Origin of the sequence: Porphyromonas circumdentaria, assembly GCF_900167105.1 — a bacterium.
GTDB lineage: Bacteria > Bacteroidota > Bacteroidia > Bacteroidales > Porphyromonadaceae > Porphyromonas > Porphyromonas circumdentaria.
The window spans coordinates 154804-169733 of the sequence record NZ_FUXE01000003.1 but is presented as its reverse complement, the minus strand read 5'-3'; the positions used below and the strand labels follow the sequence as shown (position 1 = coordinate 169733).

The following is a 14930-nucleotide window of genomic DNA, read 5'->3' as shown; positions in this document are numbered from 1 at the left end:
AGCGAAATCCTTGTCCCAAGAACCGATGAAATCAAGGGAAACAGCAGGAAATCGCAGGCAAATGTACAAGCACAAACCGCCTGTTTCACCCCCTTTTCTCTAAGTGCGTACTTGTGGCTTCGATATGATGTGAAATGTCCACACGACACAACGGGAAAAAGATACCGAGCGACCGTGAGATTGCTCGGTATCTTTTCTTTGATTACTCGGCATCTTTTGGATGCTCTCTCACCAATGATAATTCTCGCTTGCCTATCCCTCGAAGAAAAAGGGTGCAGACGTTGGCAATCCGATGAAGTCGTTTGCAGAGCCGTTCTCCTCTCTGTTCTCTTCTTTTGAGCCTTTTCGTTCTGTTTTCTCCCATTTTTACTACTCATTTTCGGAGCATTTCTCTGTACCTCGAAGCAACAGACACACCAGCCTTGGGACTCTGTGTTCGCCTCTGTAACTTGGTTTCAGCATCCGTTTTCGGATGAAAGTTCAAAATCAAGCAAACAGAAGAAGTACGAACAATGAAAAGAAACAAGCAAACGAGAAATGCCATAGATACTTTCTTCTTTCACTGTGAAAGGGTATATACGGTGAAAGGGAAAAAGCAGGGAATGGCTTTTTGTTTTGCGTGCGACAAGGTGCGTCCTCCGTGAGCCGACAGCCTTTCCCTTTCACCGTTTGAATCACCTTTTTATCCACACAGTAATCATCGAATCAACTTATGAAATCAAGATATTACGATTTACAACATATCAAAGAGATACCGATAGGCGACTACCTGCACGCCTGTGGTATTGAACCTGCCAAACGGTACAACGGCTATGCTCTTTATCACGCACCTTACCGAGAAGACCCCAACGCCAGCCTGAAAGTGGACTTTCGGCAAAACTTGTGGCACGACTACGGCACAGGTCAAGGCGGAAGTATCATAGACCTTGTGATGCGTATGCAAGGGTGTAGTGCTTATGAAGCGATGAAGCATCTTGCTGGAAAGCGAGAGACAATCGTTGCACCCTCTTCCTTTCATCGTGAAGATCACATAGAGCACAGAAGAGATGAGCAGAGAGCAAATAATAGAAGGCATATTCTTTCCATCAGCGATGAGTTGCCCTCACATCTGCAACGCTATCTTCGAGAGGTTCGCAAGATAGATCTTGCAGTGGCAAGTGGGTATCTCCGTCACATCCACTACGAGGTAGGAGGACGAGAATACTCCGCCATCGGATTTCCCAATCGTTCTGGTGGATATGAGCTTCGGGATGACAACGCATTCAAGGGAACTATTGCTCCAAAGGATATATCTGTGATTGCAGGACGAGAGGACATCGCCCCTCTCTGCATCTTTGAAGGCTTTATGGATTTCCTTTCCCTTCTTACGATAAACGGAAAAGAAACGGCGCCTTGCCTTGTATTGAACTCGGTCAGCAACATTTCACGAGCCATCGCCTATCTCTACGAGAACGGCATCGACTTCGTTCGGGCATTCCTCGACAACGATGAAGCAGGACGAAAAGCCCTACATTCTTTACAATCGGCAGGTATCAACGTGGAGGATATGAGCCGACACTATTCCCGATACAAAGACCTCAATGAGTACCACGTTGCCCAAAGAACAGGGCAAAAACAGGTGATACCACCTCGTAAACGAGGACTTAGACGATAAGGCAAAAGAGAGCAAACAACATTATTCTATCATCAGGTATTCAAAGATGCAGGAAATAAAATGTATGCGAATAAACGGCTTTGTTTCGATAGCTACGGCAGTTCCTCAGAACAGCAAGTTTGCAGAGCCAAACTTAGAAACAAAGCGTGCAGGCATTCACAGAATGCAACGTAACAAGAAAGAAGTACGAGCAGGGCGGAGCGGACATTTCAAGAAATGCCATAGCTCATTAGGGTATTTTCTTCACGCTGCACTCCGTTATCGCTAAAAATACCCTCCTGAGCCAAGGGAGTCCGCCCCTTTGGATACCCCTTAAAACAAACTTCAAACAATGGGCTACGCCGTATTACATATAGACAAGGCGAGAAGCAACGACTCGGGAAATACCGCTCATATAGCGCGGACATATACCCCGAGTAATGTCGATCCTTCTCGCACACACCTGAACAGGGAATTGGTGCAATTCCCTGCAAATGTGACCAACCGTAGCGAAGCGATAGAGCATCGCATCGCCACAGCCGGTATCTACCGAAAGGTAGCAAAGAACCAAGTCAAAGCCCTGTGCTTTATTCTGTCGAGTTCTCCTGAGGACATGGCTCGTATAGAGCAGGAAGGACGCCTGTACGAGTGGTGTGATGAATCGATGGATTGGCTTCGCTCCACTTTCGGGGCGGACAACGTGGTCGCTGCCACGCTACACGCAGATGAGGAAACGCCCCATATTCACGCCACGGTCGTCCCCATTGTTACGGGTGAAAGACGGAAAGCCAAGGAGGAAGCCGAGAACGGCAAGCGGAAGTATAAGACGAAGAAGAGCAAGGTACGGCTTTGTGCCGATGATGTGCTTACGCCAAAGAAACTGGAGCAGTATCAGACGGACTATGCCAAGCGAGTGCAACGGTTCGGGTTGGAACGGGGCGTACACGGCTCGGTAGCCAAGCACCGCACCACGATGGAGTATTACAAGGAAATTCTCAAAGCCACGAAAGAGAAGGAAGCTCAAAAGGCGGAACTCACAGCCAAGATAAAGGAGCTGGAGAAGCAGGCAGGCAAGCTCCGAATGAAAGGCACGCTGTACTCCCTCTTTGGGAACCCCGAACTCGACAAGGCAGAGAAGCGTATTGCAGACTTGGAGCAAGAGGCCGAACGGCAACGATATCTTTCTCAAAAGGAGAAGAATGAAATCCGAAAGGAGGTGGTACTCTTGCAGGACACGGTCAAGGGAAGAGACAGAGCCATTGCCGAATTGAAAGAAACCGTGCAGGTTTATGAGGAAGAGCGGAATTGGGTAAAACGTTTTTTCAATGGCTTCTATCAATTGCTGAACATTCGTCTGATGCTCCGAAAGATGGATTTCTCTGACGACAGAATAGCGGAGATGTATCGCACGGAAACTCCCCAGCGAGGAACGGCTAAAACCTATTCGGGGCTGTACAAGAGAGAGTTTACGGAAGAGGATAGCGAAATCCGTATCATCAAGGATGAGAAGAAACGACCGCTCCTCACCATCAACGGACTTCCCATAACTGATTGGTGCGAGCAGAAATGGAAACAACTCATCAATCGCAACCGCTCGCAACGGCTGTAATTGCTTTTTTCTTTCACTGACAAGAAGAAAAACAAGAAAAGACGCTCACTTTCCCTCGCAAATATGTACCTTTGCAAGTAGTAAAAGTGAGCGTTCTTTGGCTATTCAAAACAATGTGCCTCAATGCACTCCGCTCATTTCTAAATCGTTACCTGTGCATCTACTCCAAAACGGTAACACTCTATTATCCAACGAGATAGTTCGCTGACGAAAAATCCTGGTGGAAAAAAATCACGCTGTATATAGAACATGTTCTATTCGTATATAAGAAAAATAAACTCCTTAGATAGATTTTGCTTCCGAATGTCCATGAAATTTGTTGATGTACATTTGCAACAACGTTGCACTTGATACTGGAATCTGCAAATAATGGTGTAACCGATAGATTTTATAGCTTAAGTATTATCTTTGCGCAGGATGGAGAATTTTGATTTACACATATTGGGTTGTGGTTCGGCTCTTCCAACAATGAGGCATAATCCTACATCTCAGGCATTGCAACTCAGAGGTAAAACTTATCTCATAGATTGCGGTGAGGGTACTCAGCTCTCCATTCGTCGCGCCCAACTTCAGTTCTCCAAAATCCACAGTATTTACATCTCCCATCTTCATGGCGATCACTGTTTCGGACTGCCAGGATTACTCTCCACGATGTCTCTGTTAGGACGTGCATCTACACTCCCCATCTACGGACCATGGGGGATAAAGGACTATGTGCAAGAGATAAAGCAACGCTTTTTGGCAGATTCCTCTTTCGAGATAGAGGTGCGAGAGTGTGACTGTCGCATCCATACCTTGGTTCATGAAGACAGTTCTCTACGTGTTTTTTCCATTCCTTTAAGCCATCGTATCCCTACGATAGGATATCTTTTTGAGGAGAAGTGTGCCGAGTTGCATCTCGATAAGCCTTCGGTCGATTTCTATAAAGTGCCTATTGCTTACTACCAACATCTTTTGGCAGGAGAAGATTACGTTACCGAGGAGGGAGAGCAGATTCCCAACCATCGCCTAACGAAAAAGGGGCGTTCGCCTCGTCGTTATGCTTTTTGCTCAGATACGAAATACCATCCTCCAATCATTGATTGCGTTAGAGGGGTAGATCTTTTATATCATGAGGCAACTTTTGGAGATGAGCTTTCCGAACGTGCCGAAGCTACCGCCCATAGCACTTCACGACAAGCGGCTGTAATAGCTCGTGAGGCCGAGGTGAAAAGATTGCTGATAGGGCATTACTCCAGTAGATACGAATCTTATGACACCCTCCTACAACAAGCGAGAGAGGAGTTCCCCAATACAGAAGCTGCCTTTGAAGGGCTTTGCATAAAAATATGAATAGCTATGACAAATACAGCAAATACCACTAAACATCGATTCTTTCATCTTTTATCGATACTTTTTTTAGTATTCACTTTTTCTCTTTCGAGTTGTAGGGTACAACAGGCAAAAGCTTCGCGTTCTTCTTACTTCTCTGCAGGAGAAGGGGTATATACTTCATCGGGCATTTATCTTCCCTCTCCTGACTGCAAGGCGTACACTTATCATAGTATCCCCCCCTCAGGTTCGATAATAGATGATGCAATAGCATTGGGGAAAAAGTTTTTGGGCAAACCCTATCGTTATAGGGGGCCGTTTGCTTGGCCTATGGATTGCTCGGGGTATGTGCGTTACATATTCTCCTGCTTTGGTATCCATATGTCTGGCTCTTCGCACGATTTAGCCCAAATCATAAACCGAATAGATACCCCCCGTCCTGGCGATTTGCTCTTTTTCAAGGGGCGCAACAAGAGAAGTAGTCGAGTGGGGCATGTGGCTCTGGTTATTGAAGTAAAAGGGAATAGCATCACCATGATACATAGTACAAACAGTAGGGGAGTAGTGATAGAAAAGCTGGAGGCGAGTCCCTATTTTTCATCTCGTTTTCTCTTTGCAGGGCGTATACCTCAACTTAGAAGTACCATAGAGGCCTTGGAGAAATTGAATGGAAAGTCTCCTTTCGATTTAATAGCGATTGCTCCTCTTTTCCCACAAGGGCATACATTTCCCGCTGTACTAAGTACACCTTTGAGATTGCCCACTCTTGAGAGAGTTGCGAGTCAAAGTTAATAAAGAGATTTATCGAAAGATTAAATAAAGAGCTTTTTCTCAAACAGGCTTCTCGGTTTCAATAGGAAAAGTTACTTTTGCAGGAGCAAATAGATTACTCACTTTCTGATAGGAATATAATAGGAGATTTACTTTATAATACTCATAAATGATGGAGAACGAAAAATCTTATTCCGTTTTTGCAGGGACAAAATCGAAATATCTCGCAGAGAAGATATGTAAAAGCCTTGGATGTCCATTGGGGCGTATGACCACTCAGCATTTTGCCGATGGAGAGTTTGCCGTTTCTTACGAAGAAACCATCAGAGGAAAAGATATATTTTTGGTACAATCTACCTTTCCCTCGGCGGACAATATTATGGAGCTTCTCCTCATGATAGATGCAGCTAAAAGAGCATCAGCACACTATATTACAGCTGTTATTCCCTATTTTGGTTGGGCTCGTCAAGATAGAAAGGATAAACCTCGTGTATCTATCGCTGCTAAATTGATGGCAGATTTATTAAGCACTGCAGGGGTAACTCGACTTATTACGATGGACCTCCACGCAGATCAAATACAGGGATTCTTCGATGTGCCTGTAGATCATCTTTATGCCTCCTCTGTATTTATGGATTACATCAAAGAGAATTTCTCTCTCGATAAACTGGTAATCGCAACCCCAGACGTGGGGGGCACGAAGAGAGCAAGTAGTTATGCTCGACACCTTGGAGTACCTATGGTTATTTGCCACAAGACCCGCTTAAAAGCCAATGAAGTGGCAGAGATGCGTCTTATCGGTAACGTAGAGGGTAAAGACGTGCTTCTCATTGACGATATCGTAGATACGGCTGGCACAATCACGAAAGCGGCAGAGTTGATGATTAAGGAGGGAGCTCGCAGTGTACGCGCTTTGGCAAGCCATCCTGTAATGAGTGATCCTGCTACGGAGAACATAGAGAAGTCTTCTCTTACAGAAATGATTTTTACAGACTCGATTCCTTACAACAAAACTTCATCAAAGGTAAAAGTACTTTCAGTGGCAGATCTTTTCGCATTGGCGATTAAACGAGTATCAAGCCACGAGTCTATAAGTTCTCTCTATACTCTTTAGTTTTATATCCTTATAAAGAAGAGGATATTTCCATCTATAGATTGTAATTTCCGCATTCGGAAAAAACTACTCAAAGGAATTGTAGAGAGTATTATCCTCTACAGTTCCTTTCTCTTTTTCAGAATATTGGTTCTACTATAGAGTTTTTTCATCCTAAAAACATACGAGAAATACGATCCAATAACAGGCAATAATGAATTTTATTCTCCGATATATTAGGAACTATTATCTCACGATCATCTATACGTTGATGGTGTTGTTTCTTTGTTTGATGCCCTCCTCGGGTATGCAAGTAGATGTCAAAATCTCAGATAAGGTAGTACATTTCTTGATGTTTTTCGTACTTACTCTATTGTTGTGGGGAGAGTACACATTCCATTACATATACAAAAGAAGGGAGAATAAAATACGCTGGAATGGGCAACTATTATACCCCCTCTCTATAGGAATATTGACCGAACTTTTACAGCACTATGCCACTTCTTACAGAACGGGAGATTTTTACGATCTCTTGGCAGATATAGGGGGCACTTTATCCGCCTTCTTGATAGGATATATAATTTGCCATTACATAAAAAAGGACATACAAAAATAAAAACCGTTACGATATGAAGACGTTTCTTCCTTTTCTACAAAAACGCTATACAACTAAATCTTATGATCCTTCTTATTGCTTAGATACAGAGATGATAGAAGAACTTTTAGAGATATTACGCTTATCTCCCTCTTCGATTAATTCACAGCCGTGGCATTTTACGGTAGTGGAGTCAGAGACTATAAAGCAAGAGTTGGCAAAAGTGTCTCAACACAATACCGAGAAGGTACTAAACTGTAGTCATTTGATCGTGTTCTCCATTTATAATAAAATGGCAGATTTTGAGGCAGATAGAGTAAATGGACTTACCGTAGAGGCCTATTACAGAGAGCGACTGGCTCCTTTGGGTGAGGAGGCTGTAAAGAACTGGATGTCTCGTCAAGCTTATATCTCTTTAGGAGTGCTTTTGAGTGCATGTGCTTATATGGATATAGACTCCACCCCCATGGAGGGAATAGATAAAGAGGCATATACAGAGATTTTAGGGAATGATAAATTCAGTGTCCTTTTTGCCGTAGCATTGGGTAAGAGAGACAAAGAGGATAAAAATCAGTTGGAGTTTACTCCTAAGAAGAGAAAAGACTTGTCAGAGCTTTCCTCTCTATTATAGTACATAGTCTGTCGTGTAGTTCTGAAAGTGATGTGCATCTTTAATTGACCGATCTCTATGATACGAGTTTATGTCGCCTTAAATAAGCGTGATGTCTTTATTCTTTTAGCTTTTTTGCTACTCATTTTCATTGGGTATCTCTTTTTTAGAAGTCAGAAAACTTCTGGAGATTTTGAAATTACAGATGAATTGGGGGGAAATCTTTTTCCCTCCTCAATTATATCACTTGCCACTACAGACGAACTTATAATAACCCCCTCACATACGACCTATGTAGGTAATCCCAAAGCGGGTATCAGCATCAAAATGGAGGCGAGAAGAAACAATGCCCAAATTCGTATTGAAATAGCCGAAACTCCTTTTTCGTACCACTCTGTTTCTGAATTTGTCCTACCTCAAAAAGGACTTACCTACACTATTTATCCCGAAATAGTGTGGAAGTACGATGTTTTAAGAGGAACCCAGCAACCAACACCTATGAGTATCGTGGCGACGGTGATTACAGACAATTTAGCCTCGACGCTTAAAGTGCGCACTTTTTCGATGAGAAGTATTAACGAGTGTATGTACGGCTATTACAGAATAAATGAAAAACGCCAACGCCAGTTTGTTAATACTCCCATCTTCTTTGCCGCTTATGTAAATGAGGATAGTCCTCTGATCGATAAAGTGCTTAGAGAGGCATTAAATACACGTATCGTAAACCGCTTTTCGGGCTATCAAAGTGATTCTTCTGCTGTGGTACGGCAGGTATATGCTCTCTGGAATGTATTGCAAAGGCGTCAGTTTCGCTATAGCTCTATCTCTAATAGTAGTTTAGGAAGTAATGTGGTATATGCCCAAAGGGTAAGGTCGTTAGAAGATGCACTTTCTACATCTCAAATCAATTGTGTAGATGGCTCTGTACTTTTTGCCTCTCTCTTGAGGGCTATTAATATAGATCCTATTTTGGTATTAAAACCAGGGCATATGTTTGTCGGTTTTTATACGGATAAACGCCATGAAAACAAACTCTTTTTGGAAACCTCTATGATAGGAAACATCGACTTTGACGATTATTTTCCCGACGAAGCCATAGACTCTCTTGTTACTGGAAAGTCTCAAAATGAGATGTCAAAGATTACTTTTCACAAGTCGATACAATATGCCTCCAGTAAGTATGCTGCGGATAGCTTGATGATAATGGAAGAGCAACCTGGGTATATGTTTCTGGAACTATCCGATAAGGTGCGTAGTAAAATACAGTCGATTGGGAGATAACCTTTAAGGCTTTGTCTACCGTCTCCTTTTCGAGACATGAGCTCTGTATATTTTCTTTCTCATCATAAAGAAGAGACTCCTTGATATTTACCAAGGAGCCTCTTTTTTTGTTTAGCGAAAATCTTTCCCTAAATCAGTGTTTCTGCAAGAAATTAGTCCAAAGACAATTCTGTGCCTGGTTTGAACTTGACGCTCTTGCGTGCAGGAATTTTGATAGCTTTCTTGGTTTGAGGATTGATACCTGTACGAGCTTGACGTTCTGTTACAGAGAATGTACCAAAACCTAAGATTGCAACTTTTTCTCCCTTTTGCATTTGCTCCTTAACTACTTCTGCGTAAGCAGCAACAACTTTCTGAGCTTCTACTTTTGTGATACCCGCTTTTTCTGCGATAGCAGCAATAAATTCTGTTTTATTCATATTACAAGTCTTTTATGTTTAGATAATTCTTTGTCAATAGTTTATTTGCTCTTTTTACTCTCAAAAAACACATCCATAAATATGGAAACATATAGAGCTCAACTCCTTGTCCCCAAAAGTAGTCATATTTCTAAAAATAACAACAATTATTTTGATATGAAACGTAAAAAGGTCAATCTTTCTTAGATATTTAGTCTTCTAAGCTCGTTTAGAAGGGCTTTTGGCTCTCTTTTAGACTATCGATCAATCTTTTTGTGAGGTTTTTGAGGAAGAAACTTTTCTGAGCAAAAGAAATATCCAATGGTAAATAGAAAGCAGGGTAGAGAATAAGTTCTTCCCTCCCGTAATGAAATATTAAGAAGGCTGTAAAGAAGATGAGATAATTTCGTGTACTTTTTGAACGGTACCAAGCATATTTTGAGGGAACGGTTCCTCTTTATCGATCTCAACGGGAGGGTGTATCGTTAATTTTAGTCGAGTGGGGCGAACAAAGAAAGTACCTCGAGGTAAAGCTTTAAAGGCTCCGTTTATCGTTACGGGTATGATAGGCACATTCAATTCATACGCCATCATAAACCCTCCTTTTTTGAAGCGGCGCATCTTTCCATCTTTAGTTCTACTACCCTCTGGGAATATAAATATAGAAGTGCCCTCTGAGAGAACTTTTCTTGCAGAGCTCATCGTCCCTTTTATAGAAGAGGGCGTTTTTTCGTCAACAAATATGAACCCTGCCATGGCACATGCCTTTCCCATAAAGGGCACCGATCTGAGTTCTTGCTTCATAACCCATCTAAAAGGGATGGAAAGGTAGCCATACATCATGAGGATATCAAAGGCACCCTGATGATTGGCCATAACTACAAAAGGGCCAGATTTGTAGGGGATGTTTTCCCTCCCTTCTACTTTAATGGGGCATAGAAAGAGAGTTAAGCCGATGCGCGACCATAGAGTGCCTGGCCAATAGCCTGCCCATTTTTGAAAGCCAAGATAACAAGCTACTACCGTGACAGAAGAAAGAATAATAGTAGAAATGATAAAAAGAGGGCAAGCCACCAACCAATAGTATATAGCGTATAAAAAGCGTCCCAGAACTTTCATGTTATAACTAAATAAATCTTCTTCAATGAGGTACGGGCTATCCCCAAAAGAATTGAGTGCCAGTGGAGTTACTTGACACTTTCGTCCGATCGAGATATATGCTCAAGTTTATATTTTCGTTACGCGTCCCTCTTTTTTGAGTTGTTTCAAAGCGGAGTCCAATACTCCATTCACGAATTTACCGCTATCGGAGGTAGAGTAAATCTTGGCAAGTTCGATGTATTCGTTCAACGTTACCGTAGCAGGAATGTTTGAGAAGGTGAGTAACTCGGCCAATGCCATCTGCAAGATAATCATATCGACGTCGGTAACTCTATCCATCTCCCAGTTGTGTAGGTTGGCATCAATGATACCTTTTAACTCCTCTGCATGGAGCACGGTGGCACGCATAAGGGCAAGGGGAAGAGTGGCATCTTCTTCATCCTTAAAGAGCGGTAAGAGAGTCTCATCAAGAGGGGTGTCTTCAGATGCTTTACGCAGGGTTTTTACGGCAAATTCTTTCTCTATCTCTACGGCAGAGATAGAGAGGCGATTGGCTTTGTACCCTTCGCTTTTCAAAAGAGAGTGTACCACCTCCTCTACGGTTTCTATGTCTGGCTTCTCTTCCACTTCTATTTTCTCTACTGTAGCATAGGGGCTATCCCAGTATATAGAGGTAGATTCCAGAAACTCATCCAAAAGCGAATTCTTAAAGGTATAAGTATTCAATGCCGATATCCAAAAACGAACATCGGTTTGGAAGTTGTCTTCTTCATTTTGACAGTAAGAGCGGTAGAGCTCACTGCTTTCTATCTCGTCGAGTAATAATCCCAAAAGGCGAGTATCCGTACTCCAGATATTTCCTTTTTCCTGAATGTGTTTAGCAATTTCTTCACTGGCCGAGATATGAGCCGCAAGACGGTTATTTACCAAACGCATATTGGGGGAGGCCTCCTCTTTACTTTTGAAGAACTTGTTTTTGCGTCGTTCCAGACGCTCTGCATGCAGGCGAGTAAGAGTAGGTATCAGATCTATAAGGTATAGGTATAAGTCGTGGGTTTTGCCAATAGATAGGGTAAGTTGTACTTCGGCTTGTTGTAGCTTTTTTCCCTCCGTATGGTAATAGGAAAATAGCTCTTGGAGCACACGAATGCGAATGAGCGTACGGTTGATCATCTTTGATATAATATAATCTCTACAAGGTCTTCCACCAGAAAACCTTGGGACTGCAAAGTTAATAGTTTTATCATGATAAACCACTCTTTCCATTCTTCTCTTTTGTGAGTGCAGATTCCAGTCTCAAGAGCAGCGTTTTTGCAAATATATATCAAGCAGTTCTATAGGGGATTGAAAGTTTATCTTTTTTCTGGGTCTGTTGTTTAGCAGGCTCTGTATTGTTTTGATTTGTAGTTTCGATATTTCGGAGAAAGAGGTTCCTTTCGGGATATATTGTCTGATTTGTTTGTTTAGATGTTCTATGTGAGGTTTGTCCGTTGAACAATAAGGCTTTGCAAAAAAAAACAGAATTTTGAGTGCTCTTTCGATAGAAGAAAAAGCCATAAATTCAGTACCATTGTCCGTTGTGATGGAATGTAGCACCCCCCATTCTCTTGAAATAATTTAGTTTTTGATTGACCACTCTGGCCAACGCCTTGGCATTCATATAAATGCCTTTATGTACTGTGGTGGTGATCGGCTCTACACTCGAAATCTTATGGGAGATACTGCGTAAAGTTATGACCTATGGAAACTTTAGTTATGACCTGTGCAAACTTCAGTTATGACCTGTGCAAACTTTACTTATTATACGAGGGAACTTTGTTTGAGTTTCCTTTATATTTGTTCCCATGAAAGTTTTCAAATCTTTATAGTGTATGGAAAGGATAAAAAAGCAAATAACTCCAGATAATATCAAAACACTTTCCGAGGGCGAAATCTTTGTCTTTGGAAGCAATCTTCATGGTCAACATGTGGGAGGAGCAGCTCGCAGGGCGCATAGTCAGTTTGGTGCGGAGTGGGGTGTTGGCGATGGTCCTACGGGAAGATGTTACGCTATTCCCACTATGCACGGTGGGGTAGAGGATATCAAACCCTATGTCGATAGGTTTTGCCAGTATGTGCAGGAGCATCCCGAAAAATATTTTTGGGTAACTCGTATCGGTTGTGGCATAGCAGGCTTTAAGGATCGTGAAATGGCCCCTCTTTTTGCCAAGTGCTGGTCGCTGGAAAATGTAGCCCTCCCATCAGAATGGATTGCTATACTTACTCCTTTTCAAGAGGTGGAGCAGGGATGACTGGGCAAGGTAAAATCTCCCCTCTCCTCTTATTGATTTTTATCTTCTGATTGTGTGGAGAGAGAGAATCCGCCCCCATGAGATATTCCTAATTGTCGTATAAAACAAATTACCCTCAGAGGCTGTATATTGTACGTCTCTGAGGGTAAGAGTTTAAGTGCGACCGCCTTTTACGCAGTCATAAGCTCACCATTTTTCGAAGTGGAGCAGTTGGTTCTTGGGTTTTCTTTTCTTAGTCCGAACGGGATCTAATGAATAGCCAAGTACAATATCCAAGAAGACTTTCTTGTTTTTGGGAATACCCAATACTTCGGCTATAGCACCTCCATTGAGCCATCCTATAATGCAACTGCCAATCCCCTCGGCTGCTGCTGCGAGGGTAATGTAGGCGGCGAATATCCCTAAATCGTTTTGTACATAGTCTACGCCACGTACTTTTGAACCTAATCTGGCAAGTATAAAGGGAGGGTCGGCTACAAGTATGAGGTGCACAGGAGCTTGTTCGATAAACTTATTCTGTCCTAAGGAGCCTTTGCGAGCTGCTTTTGCTACTTCTTTTACTCGTTCTGGGTCTGTTACCACGATCGTTTGCCAGGGTTGCTCGTTACAAGCCGAGGGAGCCAATAAAGAGTTTTCCAAGATGCGGGTAAGGATTTCGTTGGGAATAGGTCGGTTGGCATCGAAGCGACGATCGCTCTGTCGCTGAGCAAATAGTTTGTAGAGCTCCTGTACGTCCATAGCTTTAGTCGAAATTCTTTAGTTTAGCCAAGTATTTACCTATGATGTCGAACTCAAGGTTAACGATGGACCCCTCTTCAATACGGCAAAAGTTGGTATGCTCAAGTGTATAGGGAATGATGGCTACCTCAAAACTGTCGTCTGTGGAGTTGCATACCGTGAGGCTGACCCCATTGACACAAACAGAGCCTTTCTCCACTGTTGTGTAGCCCATACGAGCCATAGCCTTGTCTACGCTATATTGAAATTTGAAGTAACGACTACCATCTACATCTTTTATCGCAACGCATCGAGCTGTACAGTCTACATGTCCCTGTACAATGTGCCCATCCAAGCGTCCGTCCATTTTCATACTTCGCTCTACATTGACCAAATCTCCCACTTTCAAACCTCCCAAATTGGAGCGGTCAAGTGTCTCCTGAATGGCTGTAACCACGTACTCACAGCCCTCTAACTCTACAACGGTAAGGCAAACGCCGTTGTGTGCAACGCTTTGGTCTATTTTGAGTTCGTGAGTAAAAGGAGATGTCAATCTGATGTGGAGATTACCTCCTTCTTTTTCAAGGGCAACCACGCGAGCTGCAGCTTCTACAATACCTGAAAACATAGGATATACTACTTATATACTGTTTATTTACCAACACAAAAGTAGTAATTACCTCGTGGAATTAAAATTTTCGAGGAAAATATCTCAAAAAGAAAAGAGAGAGGGGGGACTTTAGAGATAAATATCGTCTGGATAGGTTACGTTGGCTAAAAAAAGAGCTTCGCCACGTACAGAGGCTCCTGCTTGCGAACGGTTTTTTGCCTCCAAAATATCTATAATGGATTCGGGAGATATACCCTCCTCCTTACCAATCTCCAAAAGCGTACCTACTACGGCACGTACCATATTGCGCAAGAAACGATTGGCTTTAATCGAGAACTGCCAAGTACCTGGATAGGCAGAAGGAGCCCAAAAAGCTTCGGTTACCGTACAGATGTTGGTATAAGTATCGGTATGCAGACGGCTGAAACTTGTAAAGTCATGTGTCCCCAAAAGATATTGGGCTGCACGATTCATTTTATCAACGTCGGGGAAAGGACGTATTGGGATTACATACGAACGGTTGAAAGGGTCTCGCTCCTCTGCTATGAAGTAGAGGTAGTGTCTTTGGGTGGCGGAAAAGCGAGCATGTGCCTCCTCTCGTACGGGTCTGATTGAGCGCACATATATATCGTGGGGGAGGATGCCGTTCAAACTTTTAGTCCATCGGTAGGGATTGGGTTCTTGGTTTTTAGGAAGGTCAAAGTGGGCGGGTAGCGAGTAAGCATTGACGCTAGCATCGGTACGTCCTGCCCCGACTATGGGAACGGGTTCTTTGAAAAGTACCGAGAGAGCCTCTTCTACTACTTGTTGTACCGATATGCCATTGGGTTGGCGTTGCCATCCACAGTAAGCTGCTCCTTGAAATGCAATGTCTAAGAAAAAACGTTGGAACTCCATCGGGGTATAGTAT

At 42.9% G+C, this 14930-nt stretch carries 17 protein-coding genes and 1 pseudogene; 11 read left to right on the top strand and 7 right to left on the bottom strand.

All coding sequences use genetic code 11. The annotated features are described in order from the left end of the window. Positions 1 to 512 precede the first annotated feature (512 nt). The 10 genes from B5D06_RS09100 to B5D06_RS02215 all read left to right on the top strand — a co-directional run bounded on the left by B5D06_RS09100 (position 513) and on the right by B5D06_RS02215 (position 8903). Complete coding sequence (locus B5D06_RS09100) at positions 513 to 644, top strand: hypothetical protein (RefSeq protein ID WP_262502500.1); 132 nt, start codon at positions 513 to 515, stop codon at positions 642 to 644. A 68-nt stretch (positions 645 to 712) separates the two neighbouring features. Then, positions 713 to 1654 (top strand): toprim domain-containing protein, encoded by a 942-nt coding sequence (locus B5D06_RS02255; protein WP_078736399.1) that lies wholly within the window; start codon positions 713 to 715, stop codon positions 1652 to 1654. A gap of 46 nt (positions 1655 to 1700) precedes the next feature. Continuing rightward, complete coding sequence (locus tag B5D06_RS02250) at positions 1701 to 1922, top strand: hypothetical protein (protein WP_227977413.1); 222 nt, start codon at positions 1701 to 1703, stop codon at positions 1920 to 1922. A gap of 63 nt (positions 1923 to 1985) precedes the next feature. Beyond that, positions 1986 to 3242, top strand: a complete 1257-nt coding sequence (gene mobV / locus B5D06_RS02245; protein WP_078736398.1) for a MobV family relaxase — start codon at positions 1986 to 1988, stop codon at positions 3240 to 3242. A 417-nt stretch (positions 3243 to 3659) separates the two neighbouring features. Next, the gene (locus tag B5D06_RS02240) at positions 3660 to 4574 is read left to right on the top strand and encodes a ribonuclease Z (RefSeq protein ID WP_078736397.1); all 915 of its coding nucleotides are present in this window, start codon (positions 3660 to 3662) and stop codon (positions 4572 to 4574) included. A 6-nt stretch (positions 4575 to 4580) separates the two neighbouring features. Further along, entirely contained in the window at positions 4581 to 5345 is a 765-nt protein-coding gene (locus tag B5D06_RS02235; RefSeq protein WP_078736396.1) for a C40 family peptidase, read from the top strand. 151 nt (positions 5346 to 5496) lie between these two features. Further along, on the top strand, positions 5497 to 6438 hold the full coding sequence (locus B5D06_RS02230; RefSeq protein WP_078736414.1) for a ribose-phosphate pyrophosphokinase: 942 nt from the start codon (positions 5497 to 5499) through the stop codon (positions 6436 to 6438). Positions 6439 to 6631: 193 nt separating this feature from the next. Further along, positions 6632 to 7033: a VanZ family protein gene (locus tag B5D06_RS09150; protein ID WP_078736395.1), complete on the top strand. Its 402-nt coding sequence runs from the start codon at positions 6632 to 6634 to the stop codon at positions 7031 to 7033. A 13-nt stretch (positions 7034 to 7046) separates the two neighbouring features. Continuing rightward, positions 7047 to 7643, top strand: a complete 597-nt coding sequence (locus B5D06_RS02220) for an NAD(P)H-dependent oxidoreductase (protein WP_078736394.1) — start codon at positions 7047 to 7049, stop codon at positions 7641 to 7643. Positions 7644 to 7700: 57 nt separating this feature from the next. Further along, positions 7701 to 8903: a hypothetical protein gene (locus tag B5D06_RS02215; protein WP_078736393.1), complete on the top strand. Its 1203-nt coding sequence runs from the start codon at positions 7701 to 7703 to the stop codon at positions 8901 to 8903. Positions 8904 to 9055: 152 nt separating this feature from the next. Here B5D06_RS02215 and B5D06_RS02210 read toward each other — a convergent pair whose 3' ends face one another. The 4 genes and pseudogenes from B5D06_RS02210 to B5D06_RS09145 form a co-directional block, all read right to left on the bottom strand. Further along, positions 9056 to 9322: an HU family DNA-binding protein gene (locus B5D06_RS02210; protein ID WP_078736392.1), complete on the bottom strand. Its 267-nt coding sequence runs from the start codon at positions 9320 to 9322 to the stop codon at positions 9056 to 9058. A 354-nt stretch (positions 9323 to 9676) separates the two neighbouring features. Further along, the gene (locus B5D06_RS02205) at positions 9677 to 10420 is read right to left on the bottom strand and encodes a lysophospholipid acyltransferase family protein (RefSeq protein ID WP_078736391.1); all 744 of its coding nucleotides are present in this window, start codon (positions 10418 to 10420) and stop codon (positions 9677 to 9679) included. Between the two features lie 108 nt (positions 10421 to 10528). Continuing rightward, positions 10529 to 11575, bottom strand: coding sequence for a transcription antitermination factor NusB (gene nusB, locus B5D06_RS02200; RefSeq protein ID WP_159442666.1), 1047 nt, complete (start codon positions 11573 to 11575; stop codon positions 10529 to 10531). Between the two features lie 123 nt (positions 11576 to 11698). Then, positions 11699 to 12074 (bottom strand): annotated as a pseudogene (locus B5D06_RS09145) (IS30 family transposase); the annotation flags it as partial. Positions 12075 to 12282: 208 nt separating this feature from the next. Between B5D06_RS09145 and B5D06_RS02190 the strand changes: the two are divergent. Further along, positions 12283 to 12693 carry an A1S_2505 family phage non-structural protein gene (locus tag B5D06_RS02190; protein WP_078736413.1) on the top strand — a complete coding sequence of 137 codons (411 nt, stop codon included), beginning with the start codon at positions 12283 to 12285 and terminating at the stop codon, positions 12691 to 12693. A gap of 186 nt (positions 12694 to 12879) precedes the next feature. Here the strand turns inward: B5D06_RS02190 and B5D06_RS02185 are convergent, their stop codons facing one another. From B5D06_RS02185 to truA, 3 genes are all read right to left on the bottom strand, one after another. Beyond that, a complete protein-coding gene (locus B5D06_RS02185; protein WP_078736388.1) occupies positions 12880 to 13431 on the bottom strand; it encodes a nitroreductase family protein in 552 nt (183 codons plus the stop codon). 4 nt (positions 13432 to 13435) lie between these two features. Next, positions 13436 to 14038 carry a riboflavin synthase gene (locus B5D06_RS02180; RefSeq protein WP_078736387.1) on the bottom strand — a complete coding sequence of 201 codons (603 nt, stop codon included), beginning with the start codon at positions 14036 to 14038 and terminating at the stop codon, positions 13436 to 13438. Between the two features lie 111 nt (positions 14039 to 14149). Further along, positions 14150 to 14917, bottom strand: coding sequence for a tRNA pseudouridine(38-40) synthase TruA (gene truA, locus B5D06_RS02175; protein ID WP_078736386.1), 768 nt, complete (start codon positions 14915 to 14917; stop codon positions 14150 to 14152). Positions 14918 to 14930: the final 13 nt, after the last annotated feature.

Coding starts and splice junctions, on each gene's coding strand:
- B5D06_RS09100 (WP_262502500.1), top strand. CDS start 513: ATGAAAAGAAACAAGCAAACGAGAAATGCCATAGATACTTTCTTCTTT.
- B5D06_RS02255 (WP_078736399.1), top strand. CDS start 713: ATGAAATCAAGATATTACGATTTACAACATATCAAAGAGATACCGATA.
- B5D06_RS02250 (WP_227977413.1), top strand. CDS start 1,701: ATGCAGGAAATAAAATGTATGCGAATAAACGGCTTTGTTTCGATAGCT.
- mobV (WP_078736398.1), top strand. CDS start 1,986: ATGGGCTACGCCGTATTACATATAGACAAGGCGAGAAGCAACGACTCG.
- B5D06_RS02240 (WP_078736397.1), top strand. CDS start 3,660: ATGGAGAATTTTGATTTACACATATTGGGTTGTGGTTCGGCTCTTCCA.
- B5D06_RS02235 (WP_078736396.1), top strand. CDS start 4,581: ATGACAAATACAGCAAATACCACTAAACATCGATTCTTTCATCTTTTA.
- B5D06_RS02230 (WP_078736414.1), top strand. CDS start 5,497: ATGGAGAACGAAAAATCTTATTCCGTTTTTGCAGGGACAAAATCGAAA.
- B5D06_RS09150 (WP_078736395.1), top strand. CDS start 6,632: ATGAATTTTATTCTCCGATATATTAGGAACTATTATCTCACGATCATC.
- B5D06_RS02220 (WP_078736394.1), top strand. CDS start 7,047: ATGAAGACGTTTCTTCCTTTTCTACAAAAACGCTATACAACTAAATCT.
- B5D06_RS02215 (WP_078736393.1), top strand. CDS start 7,701: ATGATACGAGTTTATGTCGCCTTAAATAAGCGTGATGTCTTTATTCTT.
- B5D06_RS02210 (WP_078736392.1), bottom strand. CDS start 9,322: ATGAATAAAACAGAATTTATTGCTGCTATCGCAGAAAAAGCGGGTATC.
- B5D06_RS02205 (WP_078736391.1), bottom strand. CDS start 10,420: ATGAAAGTTCTGGGACGCTTTTTATACGCTATATACTATTGGTTGGTG.
- nusB (WP_159442666.1), bottom strand. CDS start 11,575: ATGATCAACCGTACGCTCATTCGCATTCGTGTGCTCCAAGAGCTATTT.
- B5D06_RS02185 (WP_078736388.1), bottom strand. CDS start 13,431: ATGGACGTACAGGAGCTCTACAAACTATTTGCTCAGCGACAGAGCGAT.
- B5D06_RS02180 (WP_078736387.1), bottom strand. CDS start 14,038: ATGTTTTCAGGTATTGTAGAAGCTGCAGCTCGCGTGGTTGCCCTTGAA.
- truA (WP_078736386.1), bottom strand. CDS start 14,917: ATGGAGTTCCAACGTTTTTTCTTAGACATTGCATTTCAAGGAGCAGCT.